Annotated in this window: 24 protein-coding genes; 17 read left to right on the top strand and 7 right to left on the bottom strand. The window is 71.8% G+C overall.

Annotated elements, in window-relative coordinates; genetic code table 11:
- Positions 1-4: 4 nt before the first annotated feature.
- Positions 5-1,012, bottom strand: coding sequence for an ABC transporter substrate-binding protein (locus tag AB0J40_RS14235; RefSeq protein WP_364452148.1), 1,008 nt, complete (start codon positions 1,010-1,012; stop codon positions 5-7).
- A 730-nt stretch (positions 1,013-1,742) separates the two neighbouring features.
- Here AB0J40_RS14235 and AB0J40_RS14230 point away from each other — a divergent pair.
- From AB0J40_RS14230 to AB0J40_RS14205, 6 genes are all read left to right on the top strand, one after another.
- A complete protein-coding gene (locus AB0J40_RS14230; RefSeq protein WP_364452145.1) occupies positions 1,743-4,883 on the top strand; it encodes a nitrate- and nitrite sensing domain-containing protein in 3,141 nt (1,046 codons plus the stop codon).
- A 20-nt stretch (positions 4,884-4,903) separates the two neighbouring features.
- Complete coding sequence (locus tag AB0J40_RS14225) at positions 4,904-5,365, top strand: roadblock/LC7 domain-containing protein (protein ID WP_086676266.1); 462 nt, start codon at positions 4,904-4,906, stop codon at positions 5,363-5,365.
- Positions 5,366-5,390: 25 nt separating this feature from the next.
- Positions 5,391-6,170, top strand: coding sequence for a DUF742 domain-containing protein (locus AB0J40_RS14220; RefSeq protein WP_364452142.1), 780 nt, complete (start codon positions 5,391-5,393; stop codon positions 6,168-6,170).
- Positions 6,151-6,759 (top strand): ATP/GTP-binding protein, encoded by a 609-nt coding sequence (locus AB0J40_RS14215; protein ID WP_003085371.1) that lies wholly within the window; start codon positions 6,151-6,153, stop codon positions 6,757-6,759. Before AB0J40_RS14220 ends, AB0J40_RS14215 begins: the two co-directional genes overlap by 20 nt.
- A 367-nt stretch (positions 6,760-7,126) precedes the next feature.
- Positions 7,127-7,543: a roadblock/LC7 domain-containing protein gene (locus AB0J40_RS14210; RefSeq protein WP_364452140.1), complete on the top strand. Its 417-nt coding sequence runs from the start codon at positions 7,127-7,129 to the stop codon at positions 7,541-7,543.
- A gap of 6 nt (positions 7,544-7,549) precedes the next feature.
- The gene (locus tag AB0J40_RS14205; RefSeq protein ID WP_364452137.1) at positions 7,550-8,440 is read left to right on the top strand and encodes a DUF742 domain-containing protein; all 891 of its coding nucleotides are present in this window, start codon (positions 7,550-7,552) and stop codon (positions 8,438-8,440) included.
- Here the strand turns inward: AB0J40_RS14205 and AB0J40_RS14200 are convergent.
- Positions 8,437-10,674 carry a helicase-associated domain-containing protein gene (locus AB0J40_RS14200; protein WP_364452135.1) on the bottom strand — a complete coding sequence of 746 codons (2,238 nt, stop codon included), beginning with the start codon at positions 10,672-10,674 and terminating at the stop codon, positions 8,437-8,439. The two genes, AB0J40_RS14205 and AB0J40_RS14200, sit on opposite strands and share 4 nt — an antisense overlap.
- Positions 10,675-10,763: 89 nt before the next feature.
- Between AB0J40_RS14200 and AB0J40_RS14195 the strand changes: the two genes are divergently transcribed.
- The 5 genes from AB0J40_RS14195 (at position 10,764) to AB0J40_RS14175 (ending at position 15,761) form a co-directional block, all read left to right on the top strand.
- On the top strand, positions 10,764-10,943 hold the full coding sequence (locus AB0J40_RS14195) for a hypothetical protein (protein ID WP_033261580.1): 180 nt from the start codon (positions 10,764-10,766) through the stop codon (positions 10,941-10,943).
- A 206-nt stretch (positions 10,944-11,149) separates the two neighbouring features.
- A complete protein-coding gene (locus AB0J40_RS14190) occupies positions 11,150-12,541 on the top strand; it encodes an NAD-dependent malic enzyme (protein ID WP_364452133.1) in 1,392 nt (463 codons plus the stop codon).
- Positions 12,542-12,617: 76 nt separating this feature from the next.
- On the top strand, positions 12,618-14,117 hold the full coding sequence (locus AB0J40_RS14185; RefSeq protein WP_364452131.1) for an alpha/beta hydrolase: 1,500 nt from the start codon (positions 12,618-12,620) through the stop codon (positions 14,115-14,117).
- 256 nt (positions 14,118-14,373) lie between these two features.
- A complete protein-coding gene (gene moaC, locus AB0J40_RS14180; RefSeq protein ID WP_285476874.1) occupies positions 14,374-14,844 on the top strand; it encodes a cyclic pyranopterin monophosphate synthase MoaC in 471 nt (156 codons plus the stop codon).
- A complete protein-coding gene (locus AB0J40_RS14175; protein ID WP_364452129.1) occupies positions 14,841-15,761 on the top strand; it encodes a molybdenum cofactor biosynthesis protein MoaE in 921 nt (306 codons plus the stop codon). Before moaC ends, AB0J40_RS14175 begins: the two co-directional genes overlap by 4 nt.
- On the opposite strand, the gene AB0J40_RS14170 is transcribed toward AB0J40_RS14175, so the two are convergent.
- The gene (locus AB0J40_RS14170; protein WP_364452126.1) at positions 15,748-16,191 is read right to left on the bottom strand and encodes a nitroreductase/quinone reductase family protein; all 444 of its coding nucleotides are present in this window, start codon (positions 16,189-16,191) and stop codon (positions 15,748-15,750) included. The two genes, AB0J40_RS14175 and AB0J40_RS14170, sit on opposite strands and share 14 nt — an antisense overlap.
- A 51-nt stretch (positions 16,192-16,242) precedes the next feature.
- Here AB0J40_RS14170 and AB0J40_RS14165 point away from each other — a divergent pair, with 51 nt between their 5' ends.
- Positions 16,243-16,698: a MarR family transcriptional regulator gene (locus AB0J40_RS14165; protein ID WP_364452123.1), complete on the top strand. Its 456-nt coding sequence runs from the start codon at positions 16,243-16,245 to the stop codon at positions 16,696-16,698.
- Between the two features lie 453 nt (positions 16,699-17,151).
- Here the strand turns inward: AB0J40_RS14165 and AB0J40_RS14160 are convergent, their stop codons facing one another.
- From AB0J40_RS14160 to moaA, 3 genes are all read right to left on the bottom strand, one after another.
- Positions 17,152-17,781, bottom strand: a complete 630-nt coding sequence (locus tag AB0J40_RS14160; RefSeq protein ID WP_364452121.1) for a transglycosylase family protein — start codon at positions 17,779-17,781, stop codon at positions 17,152-17,154.
- Between the two features lie 809 nt (positions 17,782-18,590).
- On the bottom strand, positions 18,591-18,851 hold the full coding sequence (locus AB0J40_RS14155) for a MoaD/ThiS family protein (RefSeq protein WP_364452118.1): 261 nt from the start codon (positions 18,849-18,851) through the stop codon (positions 18,591-18,593).
- 1 nt (position 18,852) lies between these two features.
- Positions 18,853-19,860 (bottom strand): GTP 3',8-cyclase MoaA, encoded by a 1,008-nt coding sequence (gene moaA / locus AB0J40_RS14150; protein ID WP_364452115.1) that lies wholly within the window; start codon positions 19,858-19,860, stop codon positions 18,853-18,855.
- Between the two features lie 151 nt (positions 19,861-20,011).
- Here moaA and AB0J40_RS14145 point away from each other — a divergent pair, with 151 nt between their 5' ends.
- The 5 genes from AB0J40_RS14145 (at position 20,012) to AB0J40_RS14125 (ending at position 23,625) form a co-directional block, all read left to right on the top strand.
- Positions 20,012-20,491 carry a MarR family transcriptional regulator gene (locus AB0J40_RS14145; RefSeq protein WP_364452113.1) on the top strand — a complete coding sequence of 160 codons (480 nt, stop codon included), beginning with the start codon at positions 20,012-20,014 and terminating at the stop codon, positions 20,489-20,491.
- Between the two features lie 33 nt (positions 20,492-20,524).
- Positions 20,525-20,929, top strand: a complete 405-nt coding sequence (locus tag AB0J40_RS14140) for a helix-turn-helix transcriptional regulator (RefSeq protein WP_364452110.1) — start codon at positions 20,525-20,527, stop codon at positions 20,927-20,929.
- Complete coding sequence (gene modA, locus AB0J40_RS14135; protein ID WP_364452107.1) at positions 20,926-21,735, top strand: molybdate ABC transporter substrate-binding protein; 810 nt, start codon at positions 20,926-20,928, stop codon at positions 21,733-21,735. The genes AB0J40_RS14140 and modA overlap by 4 nt, the downstream gene beginning before the upstream one ends.
- 61 nt (positions 21,736-21,796) lie before the next feature.
- Positions 21,797-22,561, top strand: a complete 765-nt coding sequence (locus tag AB0J40_RS14130; protein ID WP_364452582.1) for an ABC transporter permease — start codon at positions 21,797-21,799, stop codon at positions 22,559-22,561.
- Complete coding sequence (locus tag AB0J40_RS14125) at positions 22,558-23,625, top strand: ATP-binding cassette domain-containing protein (RefSeq protein WP_364452105.1); 1,068 nt, start codon at positions 22,558-22,560, stop codon at positions 23,623-23,625. Before AB0J40_RS14130 ends, AB0J40_RS14125 begins: the two co-directional genes overlap by 4 nt.
- Before the next feature lies 1 nt (position 23,626).
- Here the strand turns inward: AB0J40_RS14125 and AB0J40_RS14120 are convergent, their stop codons facing one another.
- Positions 23,627-25,393 carry a multicopper oxidase domain-containing protein gene (locus tag AB0J40_RS14120; protein ID WP_364452103.1) on the bottom strand — a complete coding sequence of 589 codons (1,767 nt, stop codon included), beginning with the start codon at positions 25,391-25,393 and terminating at the stop codon, positions 23,627-23,629.
- Positions 25,394-25,562: the final 169 nt, after the last annotated feature.

Raw genomic sequence — 25,562 nt, 5'->3', positions numbered from 1 at the left:
GGGGTCAGCTGGTCGCCTGCGGCGCGATCATCGCCGCGGCGTCGACCTTGCTGGTGATGACGCCCATCTGCAGCAGCAGGTCGGGCACGCGCTGGAGGCGCCGGGCGTCCAGCGTGGAGCCGTACCCGGGCAGGGTGAGCAGCTTGGCCGTGTCTTCGTCGATCTTCGCGTACTTGACCAGCAGCGGCTCGACCTTCGAGCGGTCGTTGATCGCGTCGAGGGTGGCCTTCTTCATCGCGCGCTGGAAGGCCGCGAGGGTCTTCGGGTTCGCCTGCACCCACTTCGTCGCCGCGCCGTAGCCGGTCAGCGGGAAGTCCTGGCTGGCGCCGGTGTTGATGTCGATGACCGGGGTCGCGCCGGCGATCTTCGCCGCCTGGGACAGCTGCGGTTCCGGCATGTAGGCCGCGTCCACCTGGCCCTGCTGCAGCGCCGCCGCCATGTTCGGCAGCGGCATGGTCACCCAGTTGACCTTGGTGAAGTCGACGCCGTGGTCCTTCATGACGGACTTCGTGAGGATGTCGGACGCGGTGTTCTTCGCCGTGATCGCGATGCGCTTGCCGGCGAGGTCGTTGACCGTCTTCACCGTCGAGTTCGGCACCGTCACGATCGCGTTGCTCTTGGCGTTGACCGACGTGCCGTCGGCGACCAGCTGCACGTCCGCGGCGCCGGTGCTCTTGGCGACGAAGAACGGCGTGTAGGTCGAGAGCGCGATGTCCGCTTCACCGGAGATCGCCTTCGTCATCGACGCCTGGCCGCTGTTGGCGATGATCTGCTCGACCTCGAGGCCCTCGGCCTTGAAGTAACCGCCGTCCTGGGCCAGCCAGAACGGGGCCAGGTCGGTGGTGGGCATGATCGAGACCTTGATCTTCGACTTCTCCAGGCCGCCCCCGTTCGACGAGGCGTTCGAGTCGTCCGAGCCGAGCGCACTGCAGCCGGTGAGGGCCGTGGCGGCTGCGACGGTGAGGGCGAGCCCGAGCGCGGCGCGGCGAGTGCGAACCCGGCCACTGCTCATGGCGTTTCCAAGCAAGGCCTGCTCCTTGGGTGAAAAAATTGACGGTTGCCGGACCGAATCCCGGGGAAGTACGTGAGTCATTCTCGGGACAGTCCCGCGGGCCACTGTAGAGGCGGTGACAGCTCGCTCACAACGGGTGGAATCAACACCCTGGAGGGTGGCGCACGTCACTCATTCGGCCTCTGGTCTAGACCCACTGCTCCACTCGCCGTAACGGTTCACCCAGCGTAGGGCCCACATCCTGAATATCGGATGACCAGCTGTGTGCCGACTGAGCGAACGCTGTGCAACATCGGGCACGAAGCATCGGGAGGGTTACATCTTCCCCGGCCGTTCGCTACCCTCTGCACCTGCGGGGAGGTATCAACCTCCGATGTAGTGAGAGAGAGTGCCTGGATGGCCGATCAAGAAGGACCACTTCGGTGTACCAGGGCTCACTGTGCTTTTCCTGAGAGATTCTCCCCCGCAGAGACCACTGCCTGGCCGTGCTCAGCCGCCGTGCCGGTGGGCTGAACCGACCAAACAGACCGATGCAGACCAGCGCAGGGACCCGACCGTGATGCTCGAGCTGAACCGATTCCGTCCGGCCGGACGGGGTTCAGGGACCCCCAGGGCCGACACCGAAGACGATCTTTTCACCCGTACGGGTAGCGTCTCGCGCTGGCTCCTGCCGATCGGCCGCCGAGCCGGAACGCCGGGAGCGTGCTGACGAGTGGTTGAGGAGAACGCGATGCGCCCTGGCGGGCGCTGGACCGAGCAGGGTTTCACGAGCACGAACGATGATGGTGGTGCGGCGGTGCCGAACGAAGACGCCGCGGGGGTAGGAGGGACCCCTGCGCAGTCGCCCGGAGATGCTCCGGGCAGGAAGGCCGGGCTGTTCTCCGGCATGCGCGATTGGCGGCTGCGCTCGAAGCTGGCCGCGATCCTCCTCATCCCGACGCTGACCGCGCTCGTGCTGGGCACGCTGCGCGTGGTCGACGACGCCCAGGAAGCGGCCGAGTTCCAGCGGACGGCCGACCAGGTCGCCTTCGCCGTCAAGGTCACCACCGTGGTCCACGAGCTGCAGAACGAACGCTCGCTGGCCGTCGCGCGGATCTCCTCCAACAACCAGCTGCTGCAGACCGGGCTGGACGCGCAGATCGCCAAGGTCGACCGCGAGGTCACCAACCTGCGCTCGGCGGCGGCGACCCTCAACTACGACGACCAGGCGACCAAGGACCGCTACACCCGCGGTCTCCAGCGCCTCGACGCCCTGCGCCCGCTGCGGGCGGCGTTCAACACCTCGAGCGGCCTGCCCGACATCACGGTGATGACCGCCTACTCGGGCATCCTCGACTCGCTCATCGAGCTCGGCCGCGAGGTCACCACCGCGGTCACCGACCGGGACGTGCTGCGGCTGGGCACGAGCACGCAGGCGATCAGCGAGGCCAAGGAGTTCACCACCCGCGCCGACGCCGAGCTGCAGATCGCCGCGTTCCGCGGCAACTTCCCCGGCGACCTGCTGGACCAGACGCGCGCGTCGGCGTCCAGTGCCGACGCCTCCGTCCAGGCCTTCCTCGCCAACGCCGACGACGACCAGCGCCAGCTCTACAACGACACCTACTCCGGCCCGGAGGTCGACGACCGCCGCCGGATCCAGACCGCGGCGTTCGCGTTCGCCCAGCAGGGCGACGCCCCGAACATCGACACCACGGCGCTCGGCAAGGACAGCACGGTGTCGGCCGACAAGCTGCACGCGGTCGAGTCGAACCTGCTGGCCCAGCTGAAGACCCGCGCGGACGACCTGGCCACCGCGGCCGTCAACTCCGCCTGGGTCGGCGGTGGCATCGTGCTCGCCGCGCTGGCCGCCGCGATCGCGCTGATGCTCGTCGTCGCCCGCCTGATGCTGCGCCCGCTGCGGGTGCTGCGGAAGAGCGCGCTGGACGTCGCCTACACCCGGCTGCCGGAGACCGTGCAGGCGATCCTGGACGACCCGGACCCGGTCGGCGCCTCGAAGAAGGCCGTCCAGCCGGTGCCCGTCACCTCCCGCGACGAGATCGGCGAGGTCGCGCGGTCGTTCGACATCGTCCACGAACAGGCCGTCAAGATGGCCGCCGAGCAGGCCCTCCTGCGCGAGAACGTCAACGGCATCTTCGTGAACCTCTCCCGGCGGTCGCAGCGGCTGGTGGAACGCCAGCTCGGTGTCATCGACCGCCTCGAGGCCGACGAGCAGGACCCGGACCACTTGGCCAGCCTGTTCGAGCTCGACCACCTGGCTACGCGGCTGCGGCGCAACGGTGAGTCCCTGCTGGTGCTCTCCGGCGCCGGCCTGGCCAAGTCGGTGCCCAAGCCGGTGCCCGCCGCCGACGTCATCGGCGCCGCGGTGTCCGAGATCGAGCAGTACGCCCGGATCGAGGTCGGCATCGTGCCCGACGTCGCGGTCCAGGGTCTCGCGATCCACGACCTCGTGCACGTCCTCGCCGAGCTGCTCGACAACGCGACCTACTTCTCCGAGCCGGAGACGAAGGTCATCGTGCGGGCCGTCGTGACCCGCCGGAAGGCGCTCGCCATCCAGGTCACCGACCACGGTGTCGGCATGAGCGAGGAGCGCCTGGCCGAGGTCAACGCGCGCCTGGCGGAGCCGCCGGACCTGGACGTGTCGGTGACCCGGCGGATGGGTCTGTACGTGGTCTCGCGCCTGGCCAAGCGCCACGGCATCGAGGTCCGGCTGCGCGAGAACGAGGACATCGAGGGTGGCGTGATCGCCCGCGTCGTCGTCCCGGCCGAGCTGCTGACGCCGCTGCGCCCGGGCATGGCGCGGCAGACCCCGCCGCCGGCGAACCGGTCCGAGACGTCGATGTCGCTGCCGAGCATCCCGATCCCGGCCGCGCGCTCGGACTTCGACCAGACCCAGACGCACACGCCGGTGCCGCCTTCGGCACCGCCGCCGCCCCCACCGCCCCCGCCGGCTCCTGAGCCGGTGGCGAACCAGGGCGGGCTGGTCCCGCTCGACCAGCCGATCAGCCTGGACGACCTGGTCAGCGGCGGCCGCGCGGCGGGCCCGTTCCTGTCGCCCGAGCTGCCGAAGCCCGAGACGCCGGCCTGGCCGACCGCCGAGGACCTCGCGCCGCTGGCCCCGCAGGCGAACGGCGACGGCGCCAGCTCGCGGGCCGGTGACACGCAGTTCGCGCCGCTGGTCCTGCCGAAGCGCGAGCCGAAGTACGTCCCGCCGGAGGAGCCGCCACCGCCCCCGCCGCCCGCGGCGGAGGTCGGGTCGTCGGCCCTCGAGGACGATGTACCCACCCGGCGGCTGCCCATCTACCAGTCGGTGCTGTCACGCTGGTTCAGTGAGGGCGACGACTCGGCTGCCGATCCGGTGCAGCCGCAGAGCGAGGGTGAAGACCCGAACCTGCCGCCCCTCACCGGCTCCGACGAGCCGGCGGCCGAACCGGCCGCCCGGCGCCAGGAGCACGTCGACGAGCTGCAGCCGACCGCCGCGACCCGGCACCCGCTCCTCCCCGCCGACGACGGCTGGCACAGCGCCTCCGACGACGGCTGGCAGGCGGCGCAGTCGCTGCTGGAGTCCAAGAACGAGGAGATCACCCCGGCCGGGCTGCCCAAGCGCGTCCCGAACGCCTACCTGGTTCCGGGCTCGATCAGCAGTCCCTCGGCCGAAGCGCCGGCGCAGAACAGCTTCGCGGACAACACCGCGGGCATGCCCGGAACGGGTGCGATCACCCGCTCGGCGTCCGCGGCGCGGAGCAGGATGGCAAGCTTCCAGCGGGGCTACACCTCGGGACGGCATGCGTTGAAGGAACTCCCGGCCGAAGACCAGCTGGAGAGCAGCAGGGTGCCGGGGCGTGGCAACACCACAGACAGCAGTGAGGAGTGAAAGTGACACGGGCGGGTGCAATGCAGCCGGGTGGCTCCGCGCAGCCGAACGGCCAGGCGCATGCCAAGGCGAACAATGCCGGCAGCTTCGCTTGGCTGATCACGGATTTCGTGCACCGGGTGCCCGGCGCGGCCCACGCGGTCGTGGTGTCGGCCGACGGCCTGCTCCTGGCGGCTTCGCGTGGCCTGCCGAAGGACCGGGCGGACCAGCTGGCGGCGGTGGCGTCGGGGCTCACGAGCCTCGCGCGCGGTGCGGCCAAGGTGTTCGAAGGCGGGACGGTCGCGCAGACCGTCGTCGAGATGGCCAACGGCTTCCTCTTCCTCATGTCGGTTTCCGACGGTTCGTGCCTGGCGGTCCTCGGTTCGCCGGAGAGTGACATCGGCTTGGTCGTCTACGAGATGACCCTGCTGGTGGAGCGGGTCGGCCAGCAGCTGACTCCGGAGATGCGGGCGCAACTGCAGGGTGCGGCGATCCGCCGCTGAGGACCCGGGAACCGAGGAGAGAGCCGTGGACGACGGGCGCTTGAGGGGCGATGGCCGGCTCGGTGACGACTTCTCCGGTGGGTGGTCCGAGCACGCGGACGACGGCCGGGAGGACTGGCAGTCGTTCCGGGACCGGGTCGACCGCGAGTGGCGGTCGCGCCGGGTGCAGGCGTCCGACAGCGACCCCGTGCGGGAACCGCCGAACTGGCTGACCGACAGCAACGCCGGTCAGGAGCCGATCCGGCCGATCGCCGGGACCGGCGAGTACCGCGACCGGTTGCTGGGCGGACCGGGCGCGGAGCTGTTCGGCGGGTCGAGCGGGCCGCTGTACGACGCGCGCGACTTCGCCGCGTACAGCACCGAGCGCGACTTCGGGTCGGGCCCGGACTCCGGTGAGCTCGCGGCGGCGCTGCCGCAGCAGGCCCACCAGGAGTACGTCGACGCGCCGCCGCCGACGGAGATGGAGACGTCCGGGCTGGTCCGGCCGTACTTCCGGACCCGTGGCCGGACGAAGGCGACGCTCGACCTGGCGATCGAGGCCCTGATCTCGACCAGCGAACAGGGCCGGATGCTCGACCGGGTCCGGGTGCCCGAGCACCGGTCGATCTGCGACCTGTGCCTCGACACCCGGTCGGTGGCCGAAGTGGCGGCGCTGCTGCGCCTGCCGCTCGGCGTGGTGCGGGTGTTGATTGGTGACGTGGCGGGCCTCGGGCTGGTGCTGGTGCACTCCAGCAGCCCGACCGTGGGCGACCGCCCGAGTATCGAGTTCATGGAAAGGGTGCTCAGTGGGCTTCGGAGAATTTGACTCCGACGCGAACGCGCCGCAGGTGACGGGTCCGACCTCGTCGGCCAAGATCGTGGTCGCCGGCGGGTTCGGTTCGGGGAAGACAACGCTGGTCGGGGCGATCTCCGAGATCGACCCGCTGACCACCGAGGCCATGATGACCGAGGCCAGCGTCGGGCACGACGACACCTCGGCCACGCCCAACAAGACCACCACCACCGTGGCGATGGACTTCGGGCGCATCTCGCTGGACTCGGACCTGGTGCTGTACGTCTTCGGCACGCCGGGTCAGCACCGGTTCTGGTTCATGTGGGACGACCTCGCGGTCGGCGCCATCGGGGCGGTCGTGCTGGTGGACACGCGGCGGCTCGCCGACGCGTTCCCGTCGATCGACTTCTTCGAGAACCGGAAGCTGCCCTACGTCGTGGCGATCAACTGCTTCGACCGGCTCCTGCACCACCAGATCGAGGACGTCCGGCACGCGCTCACCATCGCGCCGTCGGTCCCGATCATGGCGTGTGACGCGCGTGAGCGCGAATCCGCCAAGCAGGTGCTGATCTCCGTCGTCCAGCACGCGATCGCGCACGATACGGCGCTGCGCGCGGGCTGAGGGTATGTCCCCTCGAACCGGATGCGGCCGTTGGAGTGAACTCCGCGCGCTTCACCCACTTCGGGGAGCGTTGCCGCCGTCCGGAGGACGGAACGACCGCCGCTGTCCGGTGCCGGTGACGGCTCGGCCCGCCCTCCGTCGGTCTGACCTGCGCGGACAGCCCGCCGTGGTGGGCCGGGGGGTGAGCTCCGCCCGCGCCGCCCGGACCGGGCCGGCGCGGAGCGCGGCCGGGCGCACACGTAGGGTGCGCAGCGGCCGGCCGGTGGTCGACTCGACACTTCCGGCGGGGCGAATACGCTTGAGCGTGGGCCGTGCCGGCCACTCCGGAGTGCGGCGCGCGGCGCCGCAGGAGCAAGGAGGGGCAGTAGTGACGGCTTCCGGCCAGGGTTCGTTCGGCTGGCTCATCACGGACTTCGTGCGCCGGGTACCCGGCGCCGCGCACGCCGTTCTGGTGTCCGCGGACGGGCTGCTCCTCGCGCCGTCGGAAGGGCTGCCCCAGGAGCGCGCCGAGCAGCTGTCGGCGGTCGCGTCCGGGCTGATCAGCCTGACGCAGGGGGCCGCGCGCTGCTTCGAGGCGGGCGGCGTCAACCAGACCGTGGTGGAGATGGAACGCGGCTACCTGTTCCTGATGTCGGTTTCGGACGGTTCGTCGCTGGCGGTGCTGGCCGCGCCGACGTGCGACATCGGCACGGTCGCCTACGAGATGACGCTGCTCGTCGAGCGCGTGGGCCAGCAGATCACCCCCGAGCTGCGCGCGCAGCTGCAGGGCGGCGTGCGTGGGTAGGACACGATGAGGATTTCGGGATTCGACGATCCGGACTCCAGCGGCTGGGACGCGCTGCACCGCGGCACCGAGCGCGAGGGTTTCGATTCGCCCAGCAAGTTCGACATGTCGACGCTGTCGATGATCATGCCCAAGCGCAAGCCGGCGCGGCCGCAGCCGGACCCGCAGGGCTACACCGACGAGGACACCCGCGAGTGGGGTTCCTCGTCGTCGTCCGACGACTACGCCGACGACGGTTACGACCCGGCCGAGCCGGAGTGGCAGGACGAGGAGCGCTACGAGCCGGAGCCCCCGCCGCTCGAACCGGCGTGGACGCCTCCGCGCGGCGCGCGCCCGCCGGCCCCGCCGCGGCCACCCGCTCCGCCGGGCCCGCCCGCGCCCCGGCCGCCGGCACCGAGACCACCAGTGTCCAGAACGCAGGCGGCGCCCCCGCCGTCGTGGGCCCCGCCGATCGACCCGCGCACCGGCTGGACGCCCCCGCCGGACCCGGAAACCCGCTGGATCCCGCAGCCCGAGCCGTGGGAGGAACCGGCCCGCGTCGCGGCGCCCGTCGCCCCGTCGGGTTCGCGAGTTCGCCCGTACACACGGACGGGCGGCCGCACGAGGTCCGACCACAACCTGGCCCTGGAGGCCCTGGTCTCGACGTCCGACGACGGCCGCCGCTACCGCGGTGTGCGTTCGGTCGAGCACCGCCGCATCTGCGACCTGTGCCTGGACACGCGCTCGGTGGCCGAGATCGCGGCGCACCTGCGGCTGCCGTTGGGCGTGGTGAAGGTGCTGGTGGGCGACATGTCCGACATCGGGCTGGTGCTGATCCACCAGACGGAGCTGATCCTCGGGGACCGCTCGTCCCGCGAGTTCATGGAGCGCGTCCTGGCCGGTCTGCGGGCGCTCTAGTCTTCGACCAGCGCCGCGGACGTGATGCGGTGCAGGGAGTACCGCTCGTTGTTGTCGCCTTCGAGGATCCCGCCGCCGACGCGGATCGGGCGGACCACGCGCTGGCTGGCCGTCCCCTTCGAGTCGACGAAGCCGATCCAGACCTCTCGCCGCTCCAGCGTCGCCCGCGACAGCAGCTCCAGCGTCGCGGACGTGTCCGCGCCGCCGCCCACCGGAGCCCGCACCGCCGAGCCCCGGCGTCGCGCGGACGCCGCGTCGCCCGCGCGCAGGTTCGAGACGATCCGGGCCGCCTGGTCCGGTGTCAGCACCGCCTGCTCACCCGGGCTGCGCTTGGGTCCGCGCGCCTTGGCCGGCAGCCGGCGGCCGCCCGGGCGGATGTCGACGACCCGGCCGTCCGGGCCCTCGGCCGCCGGGGCGAACCCCGCCGCGCGCAGCCCGGCCAGTACCTCGTGCAGCGGGTCGGGGCTGACCACGACCGTCGGGGCGATCAGGCGCAGGTCGTGCTCCGCCGCGACCGGGTTGGCCAGCACCTCCGCCAGCAGCGCCTCGTCGTCGCACCGCAGGAACGACGCCGCGGCGCCGCCGCGCAACCGGCCGTGCCGCCGGGCGACGTCGTCGACCAGGTAGCTCAGCGACTGCGGGACCGGCGTCGCGGACTTCTTCTTGAACAGCGCGTGCAGCTCGTCGGCCGTGCGCCCGGTGTCCAGCGCGCGCCGCACGGACGCCTCGGTGATCCGGTAAACCGTCGCGTGCCCGGCCGATTCGACGTCCGCCACCGCGGCCATCTCGGCCGCGAGTTCGGGCTCCAGCGGCCCCGGCGCGACGACCGTCAGGTCGGCCTGCAGCAGCACGTGGTCCACCGGTGCCGGCAGCGCGTCCAGGATGGCTTCGACGGCGCCCGGGCGGTCGTCGGCGAGCAGCGCGCGCGTCGCCGTCGTGAGGCCGCCGAGGCCGACGATCCCCAGCGCGGACGCCTCGGCCATCGTCCACCGGACCGTCTCGTCCCGCAGCCGCCCGCCGCGGCGCGGGGCCCGCCAGGCCAGCACCGCGACCAGCTCGTCGACGCTCTTCACGCCGGCGCCCTCGGGCAGGTCGGCCAGCGCACTCAGCACCCGCCGCCGCGTGACCGGGGCCAGCGGGCGGCGCAGGTCCTCCGACAGCGGCGCGATCGGCTTGTCCTTGGCGTCGCGCCCGCCCGCCAGCCCCGGCAGCCGCGGCAGCTCCAGCCACGCCTGCGCGAGCGTCATCCAGCGCTGGGCGGTCGGCGACGCGAGCCACGAGTCGGTCAGCGTCGTCGGCACCCACTCGGGCGCGGTCGTCTCGCTGTCGGCGACGAGCCCGGCGCCGACGGCCAGCTCGGCCAGCAGCACCGCCTGCGTCTCGTCGATCTCGAGGTCCTTGGCCAGCTTCTTCAGCTCGCGCACGCCGAGCCCGCCCGACTTGAGCACGGGCGGCGGCGCCGCGGACCACGAGCGCAGCAGGGATTCGGTGTGGCGCAGGAACTCCATGGCCTCGCCGGCCGCCGCTTTGTCCAAAGTGGACGTCTGATGCGGATGGACCGGCAGCTCGGGTTCGGTGAGCGCACCCGGCGGGAAAACGCTGCCGCGCACCGCGATGCCGAGCTCGCGCGGCAGCTCGACGGTCTGGTCGTCGCGCCGCAGCAGCAGCCCGCGGGCCAGCAGCTTCTGCACCGGCGTCTCGGCCTTCTCGAGCGTCAGGTCGAGCCCGGCGTCGCGGGTGCGGCCGATCGGCGGGCCGGCGGCGAGGGCGTTCAGGACGCCGCGTTCGTCGTCGGACAGCTCCGCGAGCCGCGCGGCGAGGTCTTCGCCGGCCAGCGACGGCGACGACGCGCCCAGCCCGGCCGGGAAGGGCCCGAGCGCCTCCCGGACCGCGGGCGGCACGCGCAGCGCGTCGTCCGGGCCCCAGGCCAGTGCGCGGGCGCGCAGGCGGGCCAGCGGCGCGGCGATGTCGGTGCCGATGAGGTCCGCGACCTCGGCGACCGGCACCGGATCGCGGTCCGCGCCGGCGAGCAGGCACGCTTCGAGCACGGCGATGGTGACCGTGTCGAGGTCTTCGCAGGCGCGCGCGACCGAGCCGGGCGTGCCGGCGCGGGTGGCCAGCACGGTGCTGTCGGAGGGCGGCGGCGTGGACAGGTCGCGCCGCGTGCGGAGCAGCTCTTCGAGTGCGGCGTCGGACTCCGCGCGCAGCCAGTCCGCCAAGGAGGTCGCGGGCATAGAAGGCCAGGATACCGGGCGGTTGCGCCGGCCCGCTCCGGCTCAGGCAGACTGTTCCCGTACGACGGAGCAAGGCTGTGGAGGACGTTGTGGCCAAGGGTGAGAAGAAGCACAAGGGTGTCGACCCGACCTGGCCGGGCGAGGACGGCGAGCACCCCGTGACCGAGCTCGCGTCCGACCGCCAGGGCGCGCTGTCGCCGTTCGGTGACATCACCTTCCCGCTCGACACGGTGCCGTACGTGCACCCGGAGACCGAGATCAACCGCTGACGCCAGGTTGCCACCGCGGCCAAAAGTAGGCCGCCCCTGATCGGCCGGTGACCGTGGCCGCGAAACCATGCGGCCGTGGCTGTGGCCGGGGTGGCAACCAGCAGCAGAGTTACTGGTCAGTACCGGTATCGGGCCCTCGTGAGGGCGGTCACGGGAGTAGGTTCGCTCCCGTCCTGCCCGACCTTTCCCATGCGGGGGTAAGTGCCATGCCGGTTCCCGGTCCCGGATATTCGATCACCGTCCGGGTCGAGGCCCCGGCCTCGTCCACCGCGGCCGGTGACCTCACCACCGCCGTCGGGCGGGTCGGCGGCGTGCTGACCGCGTTCGACGTCGTCGAGTCGCACTCCGACTCGATCGTGGTCGACATCAGCGCCAACGCGCTGTCGGAGAACCACGCGAACGACATCACGCAGACGCTGGACTCGCTGCCCGGCGTCAAGGTCCGCAAGGTCTCCGACCGGACGTTCCTGATCCACCTCGGCGGCAAGATCGAGGTCACGCCCAAGGTCGCGCTCCGCAACCGTGACGACCTCTCCCGCGCCTACACCCCCGGTGTCGCCCGCGTCTGCCAGGCCATCGCGAACAACCCGGAGGACGCGCGCCGGCTGACCATCAAGCGCAACACCGTCGCGGTGCTCACCGACGGCTCCGCGGTGCTCGGCCTCGGCAACATCGGCCCGGCCGCCGCGCTGCCGGTGATGGAGGGCAAGGCGGCGCTGTTCAAGAAGTTCGCCGACGTCGACGCGTGGCCGGTCTGCCTGGACACCCAGGACACCGAAGAGATCATCCTCATCGCGAAGGCCCTCGCGCCGGTGTACGCGGGCATCAACCTCGAAGACATCGCCGCGCCGCGCTGCTTCGAGATCGAGAAGCGCCTGCGCGAGCAGCTGGACATCCCGGTGTTCCACGACGACCAGCACGGCACCGCGATCGTCGTCGTGGCCGCGCTGCGCAACGCCCTGCGCGTGGTCGGGAAGAGCATCGAGGACTGCAAGATCGTGGTCAGCGGCGTCGGCGCGGCCGGCTCGGCGATCATCCGCCTGCTGCTGCACAAGAACCCGGCCGACATCGTGGCCGCGGACATCGACGGCATCGTCCACTCCGCGCGCGGCAACCTCGACGACAACCTGGCCTGGATCGCGTCGCACACGAACAAGCAGCAGGTCAGCGGCACCCTGCACGAGGCGCTGAACGGCGCCGACGTCTTCATCGGCGTCTCGGCGCCCAACCTGTTCGGAGCCGAGCAGGTCGCCACGATGAACAAGGACGCCGTCGTCTTCGCGCTGGCCAACCCGGACCCGGAGATCGACCCCCTGGAGGCGCAGAAGCACGCCGCCGTCGTCGCGACCGGCCGCAGCGACTTCCCGAACCAGATCAACAACGTCCTGGCCTTCCCGGGCGTCTTCCGCGGCCTGCTGGACGCGCACGCGCACAACATCGACGACTCGATGCTGCTCGCGGCGGCCGACGCGATCGCCGACGTCGTCGACAACGGCAAGCTCAACGCCTCGTTCATCGTCCCGAGCGTGTTCGACAACGCCGTGGCGCCGGCGGTCGCCGAGGCCGTGCGGAAGGCCGTGCGCGCCGAACAGGGCTGAGTCGTACTTTTGGCGGACGACCGCGGGTCCCCGGCCGTCCTAGGCTGAATCCCGACACGGTTGGGGGGAAGCCGAAATGCGGAGGACTTCGCTCGTCGCGGCGGTGGCCGTCGTGGTGGCGGCAGTGGTGGTGCCGGGTGTGGCCGAGGCGGCGCCCGGTGGGCTCGTGTGGGGCGCGTGCCCGGCGGACGTCACGGCGCCGGGCCTGGAGTGCTCGGCGCTCGACGTCCCGCTGGACTACCGGAAACCGGACGGCACGCGGATCGAAGTCGCGATCTCGCGGCTGAAGAGCGCGAACCCGGCCGCGCGGCGCGGGGTCCTGCTGACCAACCCGGGCGGTCCCGGCGGCCCGGGCCTGGAGCTGCCCGCGCAGCTGAAGCTGCTGGGGTGGCCGCAGAGCGTCCTGGACACCTACGACGTCATCGGGTTCGACCCGCGCGGCGTCGGCCACAGCGCGCCGGTGACGTGCGATCTGGCGCCGGCGCAGCAGCGGAGCAACGTGCCGCCGTACGCGCTGAACCCGGCCGACGTCGCGGCGCGGGCCGAGTACGTGAAGGGCGTCGCGCACCAGTGCGGCGCTTCGCGAACGGCGTGGATGCTGCCGTACGTCACGACGGCGAACACGGCCCGCGACATGGACCGGATCCGCGCGGCGCTGGGCGAGCGGAAGCTGTCGTACTACGGGGTTTCGTACGGTTCGTACCTCGGCGCGGTGTACACGACGCTGTTCCCGCAGCGCAGTGATCGCATCGTGCTCGACAGCAACACCGGGCCGGGCGGCCTGGACATCACCGGCTCGCGGATGTTCGCCCAGGGCTTCGATGACCGCTTCCCGGACTTCGCCGGGTTCGCGGCAGCCCACCCGGAGTACGGCCTCGGCACGACACCGGCGGCGGTGAAGGCGAAGTACTTCGACCTCGCCGCGCGATTGGACGCGCAGCCGAACTCGCAGGGCATCGACGGCAAGCTGTTCCGCCAGGTGACGTTCGGGATGCTCTACTACGACGCGACATTGCCGTACCTGGCCACGGCGTGGCACGCGCTCGACACGGGGCAGCCGATCCCGCCCCCGCCGGGCGGCACGATCCCGAACGTCGAGAACCTGCTGTCGAGCCAGCTGTACGTGGTGTGCGGCGACTCCGACTGGCCGGAGTCGGTGCGGACGTACCAGCGGAACGTGGCGATCGACCGGTTCCGCCACCCGATGTTCGGCGCGGCGGCGGCCAACGTCTGGGCGTGCGCGTACTGGCCCGCGGAGCCGGTGGAGCCGCCGGTCCGGATCGGTGACCGGGGGCCGTCGGATGTGTTGATGGTCCAGAACCTGCGTGACCCGGCGACGCCGCTGACGGGAGCGTTGCGCCTGCGTCAGGCCTTGGGTGACCGGGCGAGGCTGGTAACGGCCGACCAGGGTGGTCATGGGACGTACATGTTCGGTGCCAACAGTTGCGCGAACAACGCGGCGACGGCGTTCTTGACGTCGGGAGTGCGCCCGGCACGGGACTTGGCGTGCGCGGCGGAGCCTGCGCGGCAGGCGCCGGCGGTGGCGGCGGGGGTGTTGCCGGTCCGGTTGTTCTGAGCCGAACCTCCGGCTTGTCCTGCGCGGAGCAAGCGCGCCTTGCACCTCGCCGAGCGGACAGGACCGCACCGCCTGGCCGGCCGGCGCTCCCGCCCGGCGCGGGGGCCGGCCGGTGCGGCTCGGATGCTTCCCGTCCCAGACCGGGGCGAGCCTTTCCCTGCCCCGGTACCCGTCCCGCGCGCGACTTGGCTTGCGGCGAAGCCCGCCCGCCGGTGCCCGTCACCGCGGCGGGGGCAGTCGGAAGTAGCCTCGGCATGTGAGTGAACTCAGCCACGTCGACGAAACCGGCGCCGCCCGGATGGTCGACGTCTCCGGCAAGACCGCCACCGCGCGCACCGCGCTCGCCGCCGGGACCGTGCGGACCACCGCCGAGGTGCTCCGGCTGCTCGCCACCGACGGCCTGCCCAAGGGCGATGCCCTCGCCACCGCGCGCATCGCCGGGATCATGGGCGCCAAGCGCGTCCCCGAGCTGATCCCGCTCTGCCACCAGATCGCGCTCTCCGGGGTCAAGGTCGAGTTCACCCTCGGCGAGGCCGAGGTCGGCATCCGCGCGACGGCGAAGACCACCGACGTCACCGGCGTCGAGATGGAGGCCCTGACCGCCGTCGCGGTCGCCGGGCTGACGCTGCACGACATGATCAAGGCCGTCGACCCGGCCGCGACGCTGGACGACGTCCGCCTGCTCCGCAAGGACGGCGGCAAGACCGGAACCTGGGAGCGGCCGTGAAGCGCACCGCACGCGTGATCGTGGCGTCCAACCGCGCCGCGAAGGGCGTCTACGAGGACAAGACCGGCCCGGTGATCGTCGCCTGGCTGGCCGGGCGCGGCTACGACGTGCCCGCGCCGGTCGTCGTCGAGGACGGCGACCCCGTCGGCGTCGCACTGCGCGCCGCGCTGGCCGACGACGTCGCCGTCGTGCTCACCACCGGCGGCACCGGCATCTCGCCGACCGACCGCACCCCGGACGTCACGCGCGCCGTCCTCGACCACGAGCTGCCGGGGGTCGCGGACGCGATCCGCGCGGCGGGGCTGCCCAAGGTGCCGACGGCGGTGCTTTCGCGCGGGGTCGCGGGCGTCGCGGGCCGGACCCTGGTGGTGAACCTGCCGGGCTCCAGCGGCGGCGTGAAGGACGGCCTGGGCGTGCTGGACGGCATCCTCGACCACGCCGTCGACCAGCTCGCCGGGGGCGACCACCCGCGTCCCGCCGCCACAGCGGTCCCCGTGCGCGTGGTGCGGGCCCTCGTGACCGAGGAGACGCTGTCGGTCGAGGAGCACGCGCGGCTGGTCGAGGACGACGCCGCCGGCGCGGTGGTGACGTTCGCCGGGGTCGTCCGTGACCACGACGGCGGCAAGGGCGTCCGCGACCTGACCTACGAGGGCCACCCGAGCGCGGGCGACGTGATCGCCGAGGTCGTGGCCGATTTGTCGACCCGCTGGGCCGGCGTCCGGGCGGTGGCCGTGAGCCACCGCGTCGGTCACCTGGCGATCGGCGACGTGGCGCTGGCGTGCGCGGTCGCGGCCGAGCACCGCGGCCAGGCGTTCTCGGCGTGCTCGGACCTGGTGGACGAGGTGAAGGCGCGGCTGCCGGTCTGGAAGCACCAGCACTTCACCGACGGCACCGACGAGTGGGTCAACTCGCCGTAACCCGGAAGACGGCGACGCGGTCGGCGGCCGCGGCGAACTCGTCGGGGTCGGCCTTGGCGACGAGGCCCAGCTTCACGAACATCGGCACTCCGTGCGGCACTTCGCGCGGGAAGGCGCGCATGACCCGCGCGCGGACGTCGTGGTCGCCGACCTCTTCGAGCGTCACGAGTTGTTTCCGGCGCCCGTGGGCGAGCTCGCCCCGACCGGCGGCGCGGACGTTGCGCGCCCAATCGCCCTGGGGCAGGCCGGCGATGACGTAGCGCCGGCCGTCGACGGTCAGCGGCGAGACGGGAGTGGGCCGCGGCGCGCCGGACGTCCGGCCGGGGACGGTCAGGACGTGGATCGTGCCGAGCCGCAGGCCCAGGCGGGTCAGCAGGCGGACGAACCGGTTGGCGGGGCGCAGCCAGCGAGGCAGAGCTTGAGGTGTCACCACAATCCTTTCGACTATCGAAGCATCTGTGGTCACGGTAGACTCTTTCGAGTGTCGAAGCAATCTCTGGTCACGGAGGCGACCCGGGCGGCCGCGGCCTCGGGCGCGGCGGGCGACGTGGTCGACGAAGCCGCGGCGGCGGCGTTCGGGGTGAACCGGACGGACCTGCGCATCATCGGCCTGGTCGCGGAGGCGGGGACGCTGACGGCGGGCGAGCTGGCGACGCGGGCCAGGCTGAGCCCCGCGGCGACGACGACGGCGATCCAGCGGTTGACGCACGCGGGACACCTGACCCGCCGCACGGCCACGGACGACCGCCGCCGGGCGGTGGTGGAGCTGACCCCGGAGGCGGCCGGGCTGCTGGCGGAGATCTACGCCCCGATCGAGCGCGCGGGCCGGGCGATCCTGGAGGACTACACGGCCGAGCAGCTGGAGCTGGTGGTGGAGGTGTTGCGCCGGGGCGAGGAGATGCAGCTGAGGGAGGCGGAGCGGATCCGCGGGCTCTGAGGACCGCTCAGGCGGCTTCGAGGCGGCCGGCTGGGCCGAGGAGGCGGCGTGGGGCCTCAAGGCGGGCGGAGGCGGCTCGGATGGGCCCGCGGCGGCTCCGTGCCGGCGAGCGTAGCTGTCGGCCCGACGACGGGCTGAGCTGGTTCGCGGAGCTGCGAGGCGGCAGGCCCGGGCGGCTACTGCCGGAGGGCGGCCCGCAATGGCTCGACGGGTGCGAGGCGAGCTGCCGGAGTGAGGCCGCAATCTCGGTGCCTGCGAGGCGAGCTGCCGTAGTGAGGCCCGCAGTGGCTCGGTGCCTGCGAGGTGAGCTGCCGGTCAGCCCGCTCAGGCACGGTCGGCGACCTCAGCCACCCGCCAAGAACGGCGCAAGCCCTCCACCGCCCGGGGGATTGGCGGTGGAGGGCTTGGCAGTCACGGCTCGAGGCCGGACTTACGCATCGCTGCGCGAGATCGTCACTTGGTGGCGATCTTCTGGCCGACGAGGATCAGGTCCGCGTTCGGGATGTACTTCGCGTTCAGCTCCTGCAGCTTCTGGTAGCCGCCCTGGACGTTGAACTGCTTGGCGATCTTGGACAGGGTGTCGCCCGCCACGACGGTGTAGTCACCGGCCGGGTTCGAGGACGCCACGCCGGTCGCCGCCGGAGCCGCCGCCACCTTCGGAGCGGTGCTCTTCTTCGGGGCGGTCGACTTCTTGGTGGTGGTGGTCGACTTGTGGGTGGCCTTGGGGGCCGACGAGCCGCCGCCCTTCTTGCCACACACCGGCCACGCGCCGATGCCCTGGCCCTGCAGGACGCGCTCGGCCACGGCGATCTGCTGCTCGCGGGACGCGCTCTGCGGGCTGCCGGTGCCGCCGTAGGCCTTCCAGGTGCTCTGCGTGAACTGCAGGCCGCCGTAGTAGCCGTTGCCGGTGCTGGTGCTCCAGTTGCCGCCGCTCTCGCACTGCGCGATGGCGTCCCAGTTGGTCGCCGACGCGGGGGTCGCGGCGATCGCGAGGGGAGCGCCGACCGCGATGCCCGCGATGGCGACGCGAGCGACGGTGCGGGTGGCAGCGGACATCTTGCGGTGCTTGCCTCGGTAAGACATTTGGATGCTTCTCGGTTTTCCTGCGCCTACGAGCTGGTGCTGAGGGTCAGGATCGGGGTCCTGGCGCCGGCCGTCTCAGACCGGCGGGCGAGTCCGACGCACGGCGCGTCTTCGTCGTCCCCTCGTCCCTGTCCGGAAATGCTTTCGCTCGGGGTATGGGTCCGGGGATCCGTCGGACAGGGCTAGGCGCTACGGATTCCCGGTCGTGCTGGTTGGTCGGGGCCAACCGAAAAGCGACGGTACGTAACGAGAGCCGTGATCGGAAATTATTCGGGGCGTGACCTACGTCACAGTAACGACACGCAACCCCCGTCGATACGGGTGTTTGTGCAGGTCAGCGGGCCGTTATCTGCCCGTTTCCTTGCCGAGATAAAACACGGATCGTGAGGCTTGGATCACGTGTTTTCCGCGGCGAATGGACCGTTCGCGACGCCCGGCCGCCGATTGAAGCGCGCATCTTATGACTGTGCACCGGAGTGCGCCAGACTTGACAAGTCTGCCTCAGGTGCCCCTTGAGTCACAGTGGTCCCACCTGTTCGTGGGGTTTGACGCCACTCCCGGAACCGTGCGCCTCCGTGCGAACACCTCGTGGAGGCCACGCACCGCGACGGACCAGGCGAAACGTGTCACCGGAAGGCGTGGTGGCGAAGCGGGGCCAGCTTCTCGTGAACAGCCGGAATTGGTGACGCGCCACGCCGGGCCCCGAAGGGGGTTCGCCGAGCGGTCGGCGGCGCCGCGTGAGCGGTCGGCCGGTTATAGGGAGAGCGAAGCCGCCGGGCGCGATACGCCGGCGGCCGTCGAAGCCGGGCTCAGCCGCCCGCGAAGGGTGGCAGGACGTCCAGCTCGGCGCCGTCCCGCAGCGGCCGGGTCAGGTCCCGCACCGCGATCCCGTCGAGCAGGTAGCTGGCGGCGTCGAGGACCCGCGGCAGCCCCACCGGGTGCAGCCGCCGCAGCTCGGCCACCGCGTCGCCCACCGAGGCGCCCGCCGGGAGCTGGACCTTCTCCTCTTCTTCGCCCGCCGCGGCCCGCGCCGACGCGAAGTACCGCACCACGATGGTCAGTGTCGACATCTCAGCCGCCGATCGCGCTCATCGGCCGGATCGGCTGCGCGAACCCGGCGTCGTTGATCTCGTGTCCCGCGAGCTTGCCCCACATGGTCGCCCGCCAGGCGTCCGCAATCTCTTCATCGCGCGCGCCCGCGCGCGCGAGGGCACGCAGGTCCGTCTCGTCGTTGCTGAACAGGCACGAACGCACCGCGCCGTCGGCCGTCAGGCGCGTCCGCTCGCAGGCCGCGCAGAACGGCCGGGTCACCGACGCGATCACGCCGACGTCGCCGGGGCCGCCGTCGACCAGCCAGCGCTCGGCCGGCGCACCGCCGCGCGCCACCGGGAACGGCGTGAGCGTGAACTCGGCCTCCAGCATCGACAGGATCTCCGCCGCGGTGATCATCTCGCCGCGGTTCCAGCCGTGCTGGGCGTCCAGCGGCATCTGCTCGATGAACCGCAGGTGGTAGCCCTCGGCGAGGCAGAACTTCAGCAGCGGCACGGCTTCGGTCTCGTTGACCCCGCGGATCAGCACGGCGTTGACCTTCACCGGCGTCATCCCGGCGTCCCGCGCGGCCGCGAGGCCCGCGACGACGTGCGAGAGGCGGTCGCGGCGCGTGATCGTCTTGAACGTCTCGGGGTCGACGGTGTCGAGCGAGACGTTGATCCGGTTCAGCCCGGCCGCCGCGAGCCCGGCCGCACGCTTGGCGAGGCCGATGCCGTTGGTGGTCATGGAGAGCCGCGGCCGGGGCGACAACGCCGTGACGCGCCCGATGATGTCCTCGAGACCGGGCCGCAGGAGCGGTTCGCCGCCGGTGAGCCGAATGTCGGTGACGCCGAGCTGCTCGACGGCGATCCGCATCAGGCGGACCAGCTCGTCGTCGGTCAGCACCTGCTCGCCCGGCATCCAGTCGAGGCCCTCCGCGGGCATGCAGTAGGTGCAGCGCAGGTTGCACCGATCCGTGAGGGAAACCCGCAGATCGGTGGCCACCCGGCCGAAGGTGTCGATGAGGTGCGGGTTCTCGGGCCTGGGCACGCGAGATGACCCTCGTGTACCGGGGACGCGAGGAAACCCGAGATCCACTGCTGTCATTACGCACAGCGTAGCTCCGGAACGCGCGATCCCGGTGTGCCAAGTAGGATCCTTTGTCGAGTGAGTGGTTCAGTTGCCGAACTAACGAGGCCCTGTGACGGAAAAGACTTACCCGGTCACCGAAGAGGAGCTCTTCCGCTTCGCGGAATTGGGCCGCGCGGGCAGCACGTTCACCGTCCTGCGCCACGCGCGGATCGCCGAGCGGATGGGCCTGTCCGGCACCGACCACAAGACGTTCGACCTGGTCATCCAATCGGGCGGACCGTTGACCGCGGGCCGGATCGCCGAGCTGACGGGCCTGTCCACCGGCGCCGTGACCGGGGTCATAGACCGGCTGGAGAAGGTGGGTCTGGTCCGCCGCGTGCGCGATCCCGAGGACCGGCGCAAGGTCCTCGTCGAGGTCGTGCCGGGGGCCGCCGACCGGTTCGCGCCGCTCTTCGAGCCGGCCTTCGACGCCCTCCGCGAGACGCTGGCGCAGTTCTCCCCGGCCGAGCGAAAAGCGATCGAGCGTTATCAGAATGTCATCCTCGAACAGCTGCGCGCCGAAGTCATGCACAATTCGCGCCCCGCGTAGCTTTTCCTCAACTGCGGAGATAATGTCTGCGCCATGCCGCAATTTCGGTTGTCCGAGGCCGCGCGCCTGCTCGGCGTCAGTGACGACACCGTCCGGAGGTGGGTGCGCGCGGGGCAGCTGACCGCGACCGACGACGCCGCCGGCCGCAAGGTCGTCGACGGCGCCCAGCTCGCGGGCTTCGCCCGGGCACAGGCCTCCGGCCCCGAAGACCCCTCCGCCGTGGGCCGCTCGGCCCGCAACCGGTTCGTCGGGCTGGTCACCGAGGTCATCGCCGACAAGGTGATGGCCCAGGTGGAACTGCAGTGCGGGGCACACCGCGTGGTGTCCCTGATGAGTACGGAAGCCGTCCGCGAGCTGGGCCTGCGCCCGGGAGTGCTCGCGGTCGCTGTGGTCAAAGCGACCACTGTTGTGGTGGAGACACCGGAAGGAAGTCGATGAAGAAGCTCGCTCTCGCCGTCGCGGCCGTCGCCCTGTTCGCGGGCGCGTGCAGCAGCTCGGACGAGCCCAGCACGCAGACCGGCGGGTCGTCGGTCACCGCGCCCGCGCCGAAGGGCGGCGGCGACGCCGGCACCGGCACGCTCACCGTGTTCGCCGCCGCGTCCCTCACCGAGTCGTTCACCGCGCTCGGCAAGGAGTTCGAGGCCCAGCACCCCGGCGTCACCGTGAAGTTCAGCTTCGCGGGCTCGTCCGGCCTGGTCCAGCAGCTCACCAACGGCGCCAAGGCCGACGTCTTCGCCTCGGCCGACCAGGCCAACATGGACAAAGCGGTCCAGGGCGGCGTGATCGACGGCCAGCCGACGGTCTTCGCGACCAACAAGCTCGCCATCGCGGTCGCGCCGGGCAACCCCAAGGGCATCAAGTCCTTCGCGGACCTGAACAAGGCCGGCCTGACCGTCGTCACCTGCGCGCCGCAGGTGCCGTGCGGCTCGGCCACCAAGAAGGTCGAGACCGCCACCGGCGTCACGCTCAAGCCGAAGAGCGAAGAGCAGGACGTCAAGCAGGTGCTGAACAAGGTCGCCTCCGGTGACGCCGACGCGGGCCTGGTCTACGTCACCGACGCCACCTCCGCCGCGGGCAAGGTCGAGAAGGTGGACTTCCCCGAGGCGTCGGGCGCGATCAACAGCTACCCGATCGCCGTGGTCAAGGGCGGCCAGAGCGCCCTCGCCAAGCAGTTCGACGACTTCGTCCTCGGCACCGAGGGCAAGAACGAGCTGACGAAGGCCGGGTTCGGCCCTGCGCAGTAAGCGGCCCGCGAACGGCCGGCCGGGATCCGTCCCGGCCGGCCGTTCGCGCGTCCCGTGGGTCCTGGGCATCCCGGCCACGCTCGCGCTGGCCCTCGTCGTCCTGCCGGTCGTCGGGCTGCTCGTGCGCTCGGACCTGACGCGGCTGCCGTCGCTGATCGCGACGCCGTCGTCGTGGCACGCGCTGCGGCTGTCGCTCATCACGGCCGCGTTGTCCACTCTGGCCTGTGTGCTGCTCGGCGTGCCGCTGGCCGTCGTCCTCGCGCGGGCCCGCTTCCGCGGGGTCCGGCTGCTGCGCTCGATCGTGCTCCTGCCGCTGGTGCTGCCGCCGGTCGTCGGCGGCCTCGCGCTGCTCTACCTGCTCGGCCGCAAGGGCTTCCTCGGCATGCTGATCACCACGCTGACCGGGGAGCCGGTCCCGTTCACCACGACCGCCGTGGTCATCGCGCAGACGTTCGTCGCGATGCCGTTCCTCGTGGTCAGCCTGGAAGGCGCGCTGCGCGGCGCGGGCGACCGCTACGAGCAGGTCGCCGCGACCCTCGGCGCGCGCCCGTGGACGGTCTTCCGGCGCGTCACGCTCCCGCTGCTGCTGCCCGCGCTCGGCTCCGGCGTCGTCCTCAGCTTCGCCCGCGCGCTCGGCGAGTTCGGCGCGACGATCACCTTCGCCGGCAGCCTCGAAGACGTCACTCGCACGCTGCCGCTCGAGGTCTACACCCAGGCCGAAGTGGACATCGACAGCGCCGTCGCGCTCTCGCTGCTGCTCATCGTCGTGGCGATCCTGGTCATCGCCGTCGCGCGGCCGCGCTCGTGGGAAGGCGGCCTGCGGTGAGCCTGACCGCCCGGATCTCCGCCGTTCGCGGCTCGTTCTCCCTCGACGTCGACCTCGACGTGCCCACCGGGACCGTGCTGGCGCTGCTCGGCCCGAACGGCTCGGGCAAGTCGACGGTCCTGGGGTGCCTCGCCGGGCTGATCACCCCGGCGTCGGCGGAGATCACCGTGGCCGGGCGCGCGCTGGCCGGCGTCGCACCGCACCGGCGGGGGATCGGCCTGCTGTCCCAGGACGCTTTGCTCTTCCCTCACCTGTCCGCGGCGGACAACGTCGCGTTCTCGCCGCGCTCGACCGGCGCCGGCCGCCGTGCCGCGCGCGAGCGGGCCTTCTACTGGCTGGCCGAAGTGGACGCCGTCGCGCTCGCGGACCGGCGGCCCGGGCAGCTGTCCGGCGGGCAGGCCCAGCGCGTCGCGATCGCCAGGGCCCTGGCCGCCGAGCCGGACCTGCTGCTGCTCGACGAGCCGTTCGCGGCGCTCGACGTCGACGCCGCGCCGGCCATCCGCGGCCTGCTGCGGCGGGTGCTCAAGACGGGGCCGACGACCGTGCTCGTCACGCACGACCCGCTGGACGCGCTGGCGCTCGCCGACCACGTCGCGGTGCTGAACGGCGGCCGGATCGTCGAACGCGGCCCGACCCGAGAAGTGCTTTCCGCGCCGCGAACGGCGTTCACCGCCCGGATCGCGGGGCTCAACCTCGTCGCCGGCACCGCGGTTCCCGACGGGCTGCGGACGCCGTCGGACGAGGTGGTGAGCGGGATCCCCGCCGCGGACGTGGTGCTGGGGGAGCCCGCGGTGGCGGTGTTCCCGCCGAACGCCGTCGCCGTCTACCCGCACGACGGCGAGCACCGCGGCAGCCCGCGCAACACGACCGACGCCGTCGTCGCCGCCCTGGAACCGCACGGGCCGGTGATCCGGCTCCGCGCCGAGGGCGACGGCTGGGCGCACGGCCTGACCGCCGACCTGACGCCGGCCGCCGTGGCCGAGCTCGCCCTGGAGCCCGGCTCGGCGGTGACGCTGTCGGTCAAGGCCGCGACCGTGGCGGTGCACCCGGCCGCGGCCTCCTGACCTAGTGGTGGTGGCCGCCGCCCGGGTGGACGTGGAACTTCGCCACCTCCGGCGGGTGCACGACGAACGGCCGCATCATGCCCTCGTCCTCGTGGTCGAGGATGTGGCAGTGGAACATGAACTCGCCGGTGCCCCCGCCGAACCGGCCGGCGACGCTCACCCACTGGCCGGGGTTCACGATGATCGTGTCCTTCCAGCCCTCCTCGTACTTCTCCAGCGGCACGTCGGCGAACCCGCTGATCGGCGCCGTCGTCCGCTCCGCCGCCTGGTCGAACGTCGTCGTGAACGCCCGCCGGAACAGCGCCTGGAACTCCGTCAGGTGGATGTGGACCGGGTGCGCGGGGCCGCCGTTCGCGACGTGCACGATGTTCCACACCGCCCACCGGTCGTGGTCGATGAAGATGCCCGTGGTGTCGTCGAAGAGCCGCCCGACCATCCGGAACGTCTTCAGCCCGCCGGCGGGGTCCTGGAGCTGGATGACGCCCTCGCCGCCCGGGTCGGCGTCGACCTGCTCGAGGTCCCACATCTCCGGGTGGCCGTCCTTGTTCAGCAGCAGCGCGATCCAGACGTGGTCGTGGTCCTCCGGCAGCGTCGTGCCGTGCTGCAGCCGGACGTAGGACGATGAGACCTTCTCCGGCAGCGTGAACGAGTCGTGCTTCGCGCGGCCGTCCACCCGGAACTCCATGAGGTCCGGCTCGATCGTGCCGAGCCGCGGGTCGGTGTTGCGCAGCTTGAGCTTCTGGCCCTTGAAGCGGCTGAAGTCGATCAGCACGTCGAAGCGCTCCGCCGGGGCGACGGTCAGGCCGGCGCGCGGCAGCTCGGCGGGCACCGGCAGCAGGCCGCCGTCGGTGCCGATCAGGCGGACGGCGTCGTTGACCGGGTTGTTGTTCTCGTCGACCAGGTTCAGCGTGTAGAACCGCGAGTTCGACGCGTTGAGCAGCCGGAAGCGGTACCACTTCGCGTCGACGTCCAGGTGCGGCCAGATCACGCCGTTCACCAGGTTGAACGGCCCGGAGAACGGGATCATCGGGCCGTTCGGGACGTACGGGAACTTGAACAGCAGCTGCCCGGTGAGCGCGCCGGTCGCCGGGTCGGTGTCGAGGTTCCGGTCGGTGATGATCAGCGGGATCTCGCGGTCGCCGTGCGGCAGGTCGAGCGCGTCCTCTTCGTCGTCGCGGATCAGGTACATCCCGGCCAGGCCGGTGTGGACGTTGAACCGCGTGATCGCCATGGCGTGGTCGTGGTACCAGAGCGGCATCGCCTGCTGCTGGTTCTGGTACTCGGCCAGCTGCGACGTGCCCTTGAGCCCGGCGTTGTGCGCCCAGCCGTCGTTGCCCGCGTTGGTGCGCGCGCCGTGCAGGTGGACGACGGTCCACGCGGGCAGGTCGGCGACGCCGTCGACGATCGAGTAGCCCGGCCGGTCGAGCTCGCGGCCCGGGCGGCTCGTCGGGCCGTCCGCCACCGGCCCCTGAACGGCGACGAGCGGGAACTCGCCCTCGATTTCGTTCGACCACGAAATCCGCAGCTGCTTGCCGCTGCGCACTTCGATCGTCGGACCCGGGAAATGGCCCGCGTACGTCCACAACGTACTTTCGGGCAATTGCGAGTGCAGCCGCTGGCGCTTGGTCACCATCGGAATGGTGATCATTTCCCGGCTGCGGGCCCGGAACACGGGCGGAATCGGCAGTGCGTCGAGGAACTTGGTGAGTCCCCAGTTCGGCCCGGCGATCGGCGCGGTGTCCGCCGGGCGCTCGATGATTTCGGTCATGTGATTCTCCCCCTTCGCGTTCGGGGGGCAGGAAGAATTGCGCGCCGGCGCATCGCGCCGACGACGTCGAAAAGTATTCCCCCGAACCCCCTCGGTGACCGGGAACGCGACTCCCCTCGCGGTACCGGCAATTCACACTGTAGCCGTTTTCGTCGTTGATCGCAGGTGT

Source organism: Amycolatopsis sp. NPDC049691, from assembly GCF_040675005.1.
In the GTDB taxonomy this organism is placed as follows: Bacteria; Actinomycetota; Actinomycetes; order Mycobacteriales; family Pseudonocardiaceae; genus Amycolatopsis.
The sequence above is the reverse complement of the archived record's forward strand: the minus strand, read 5'-3'. Positions and strand labels throughout refer to the sequence as shown.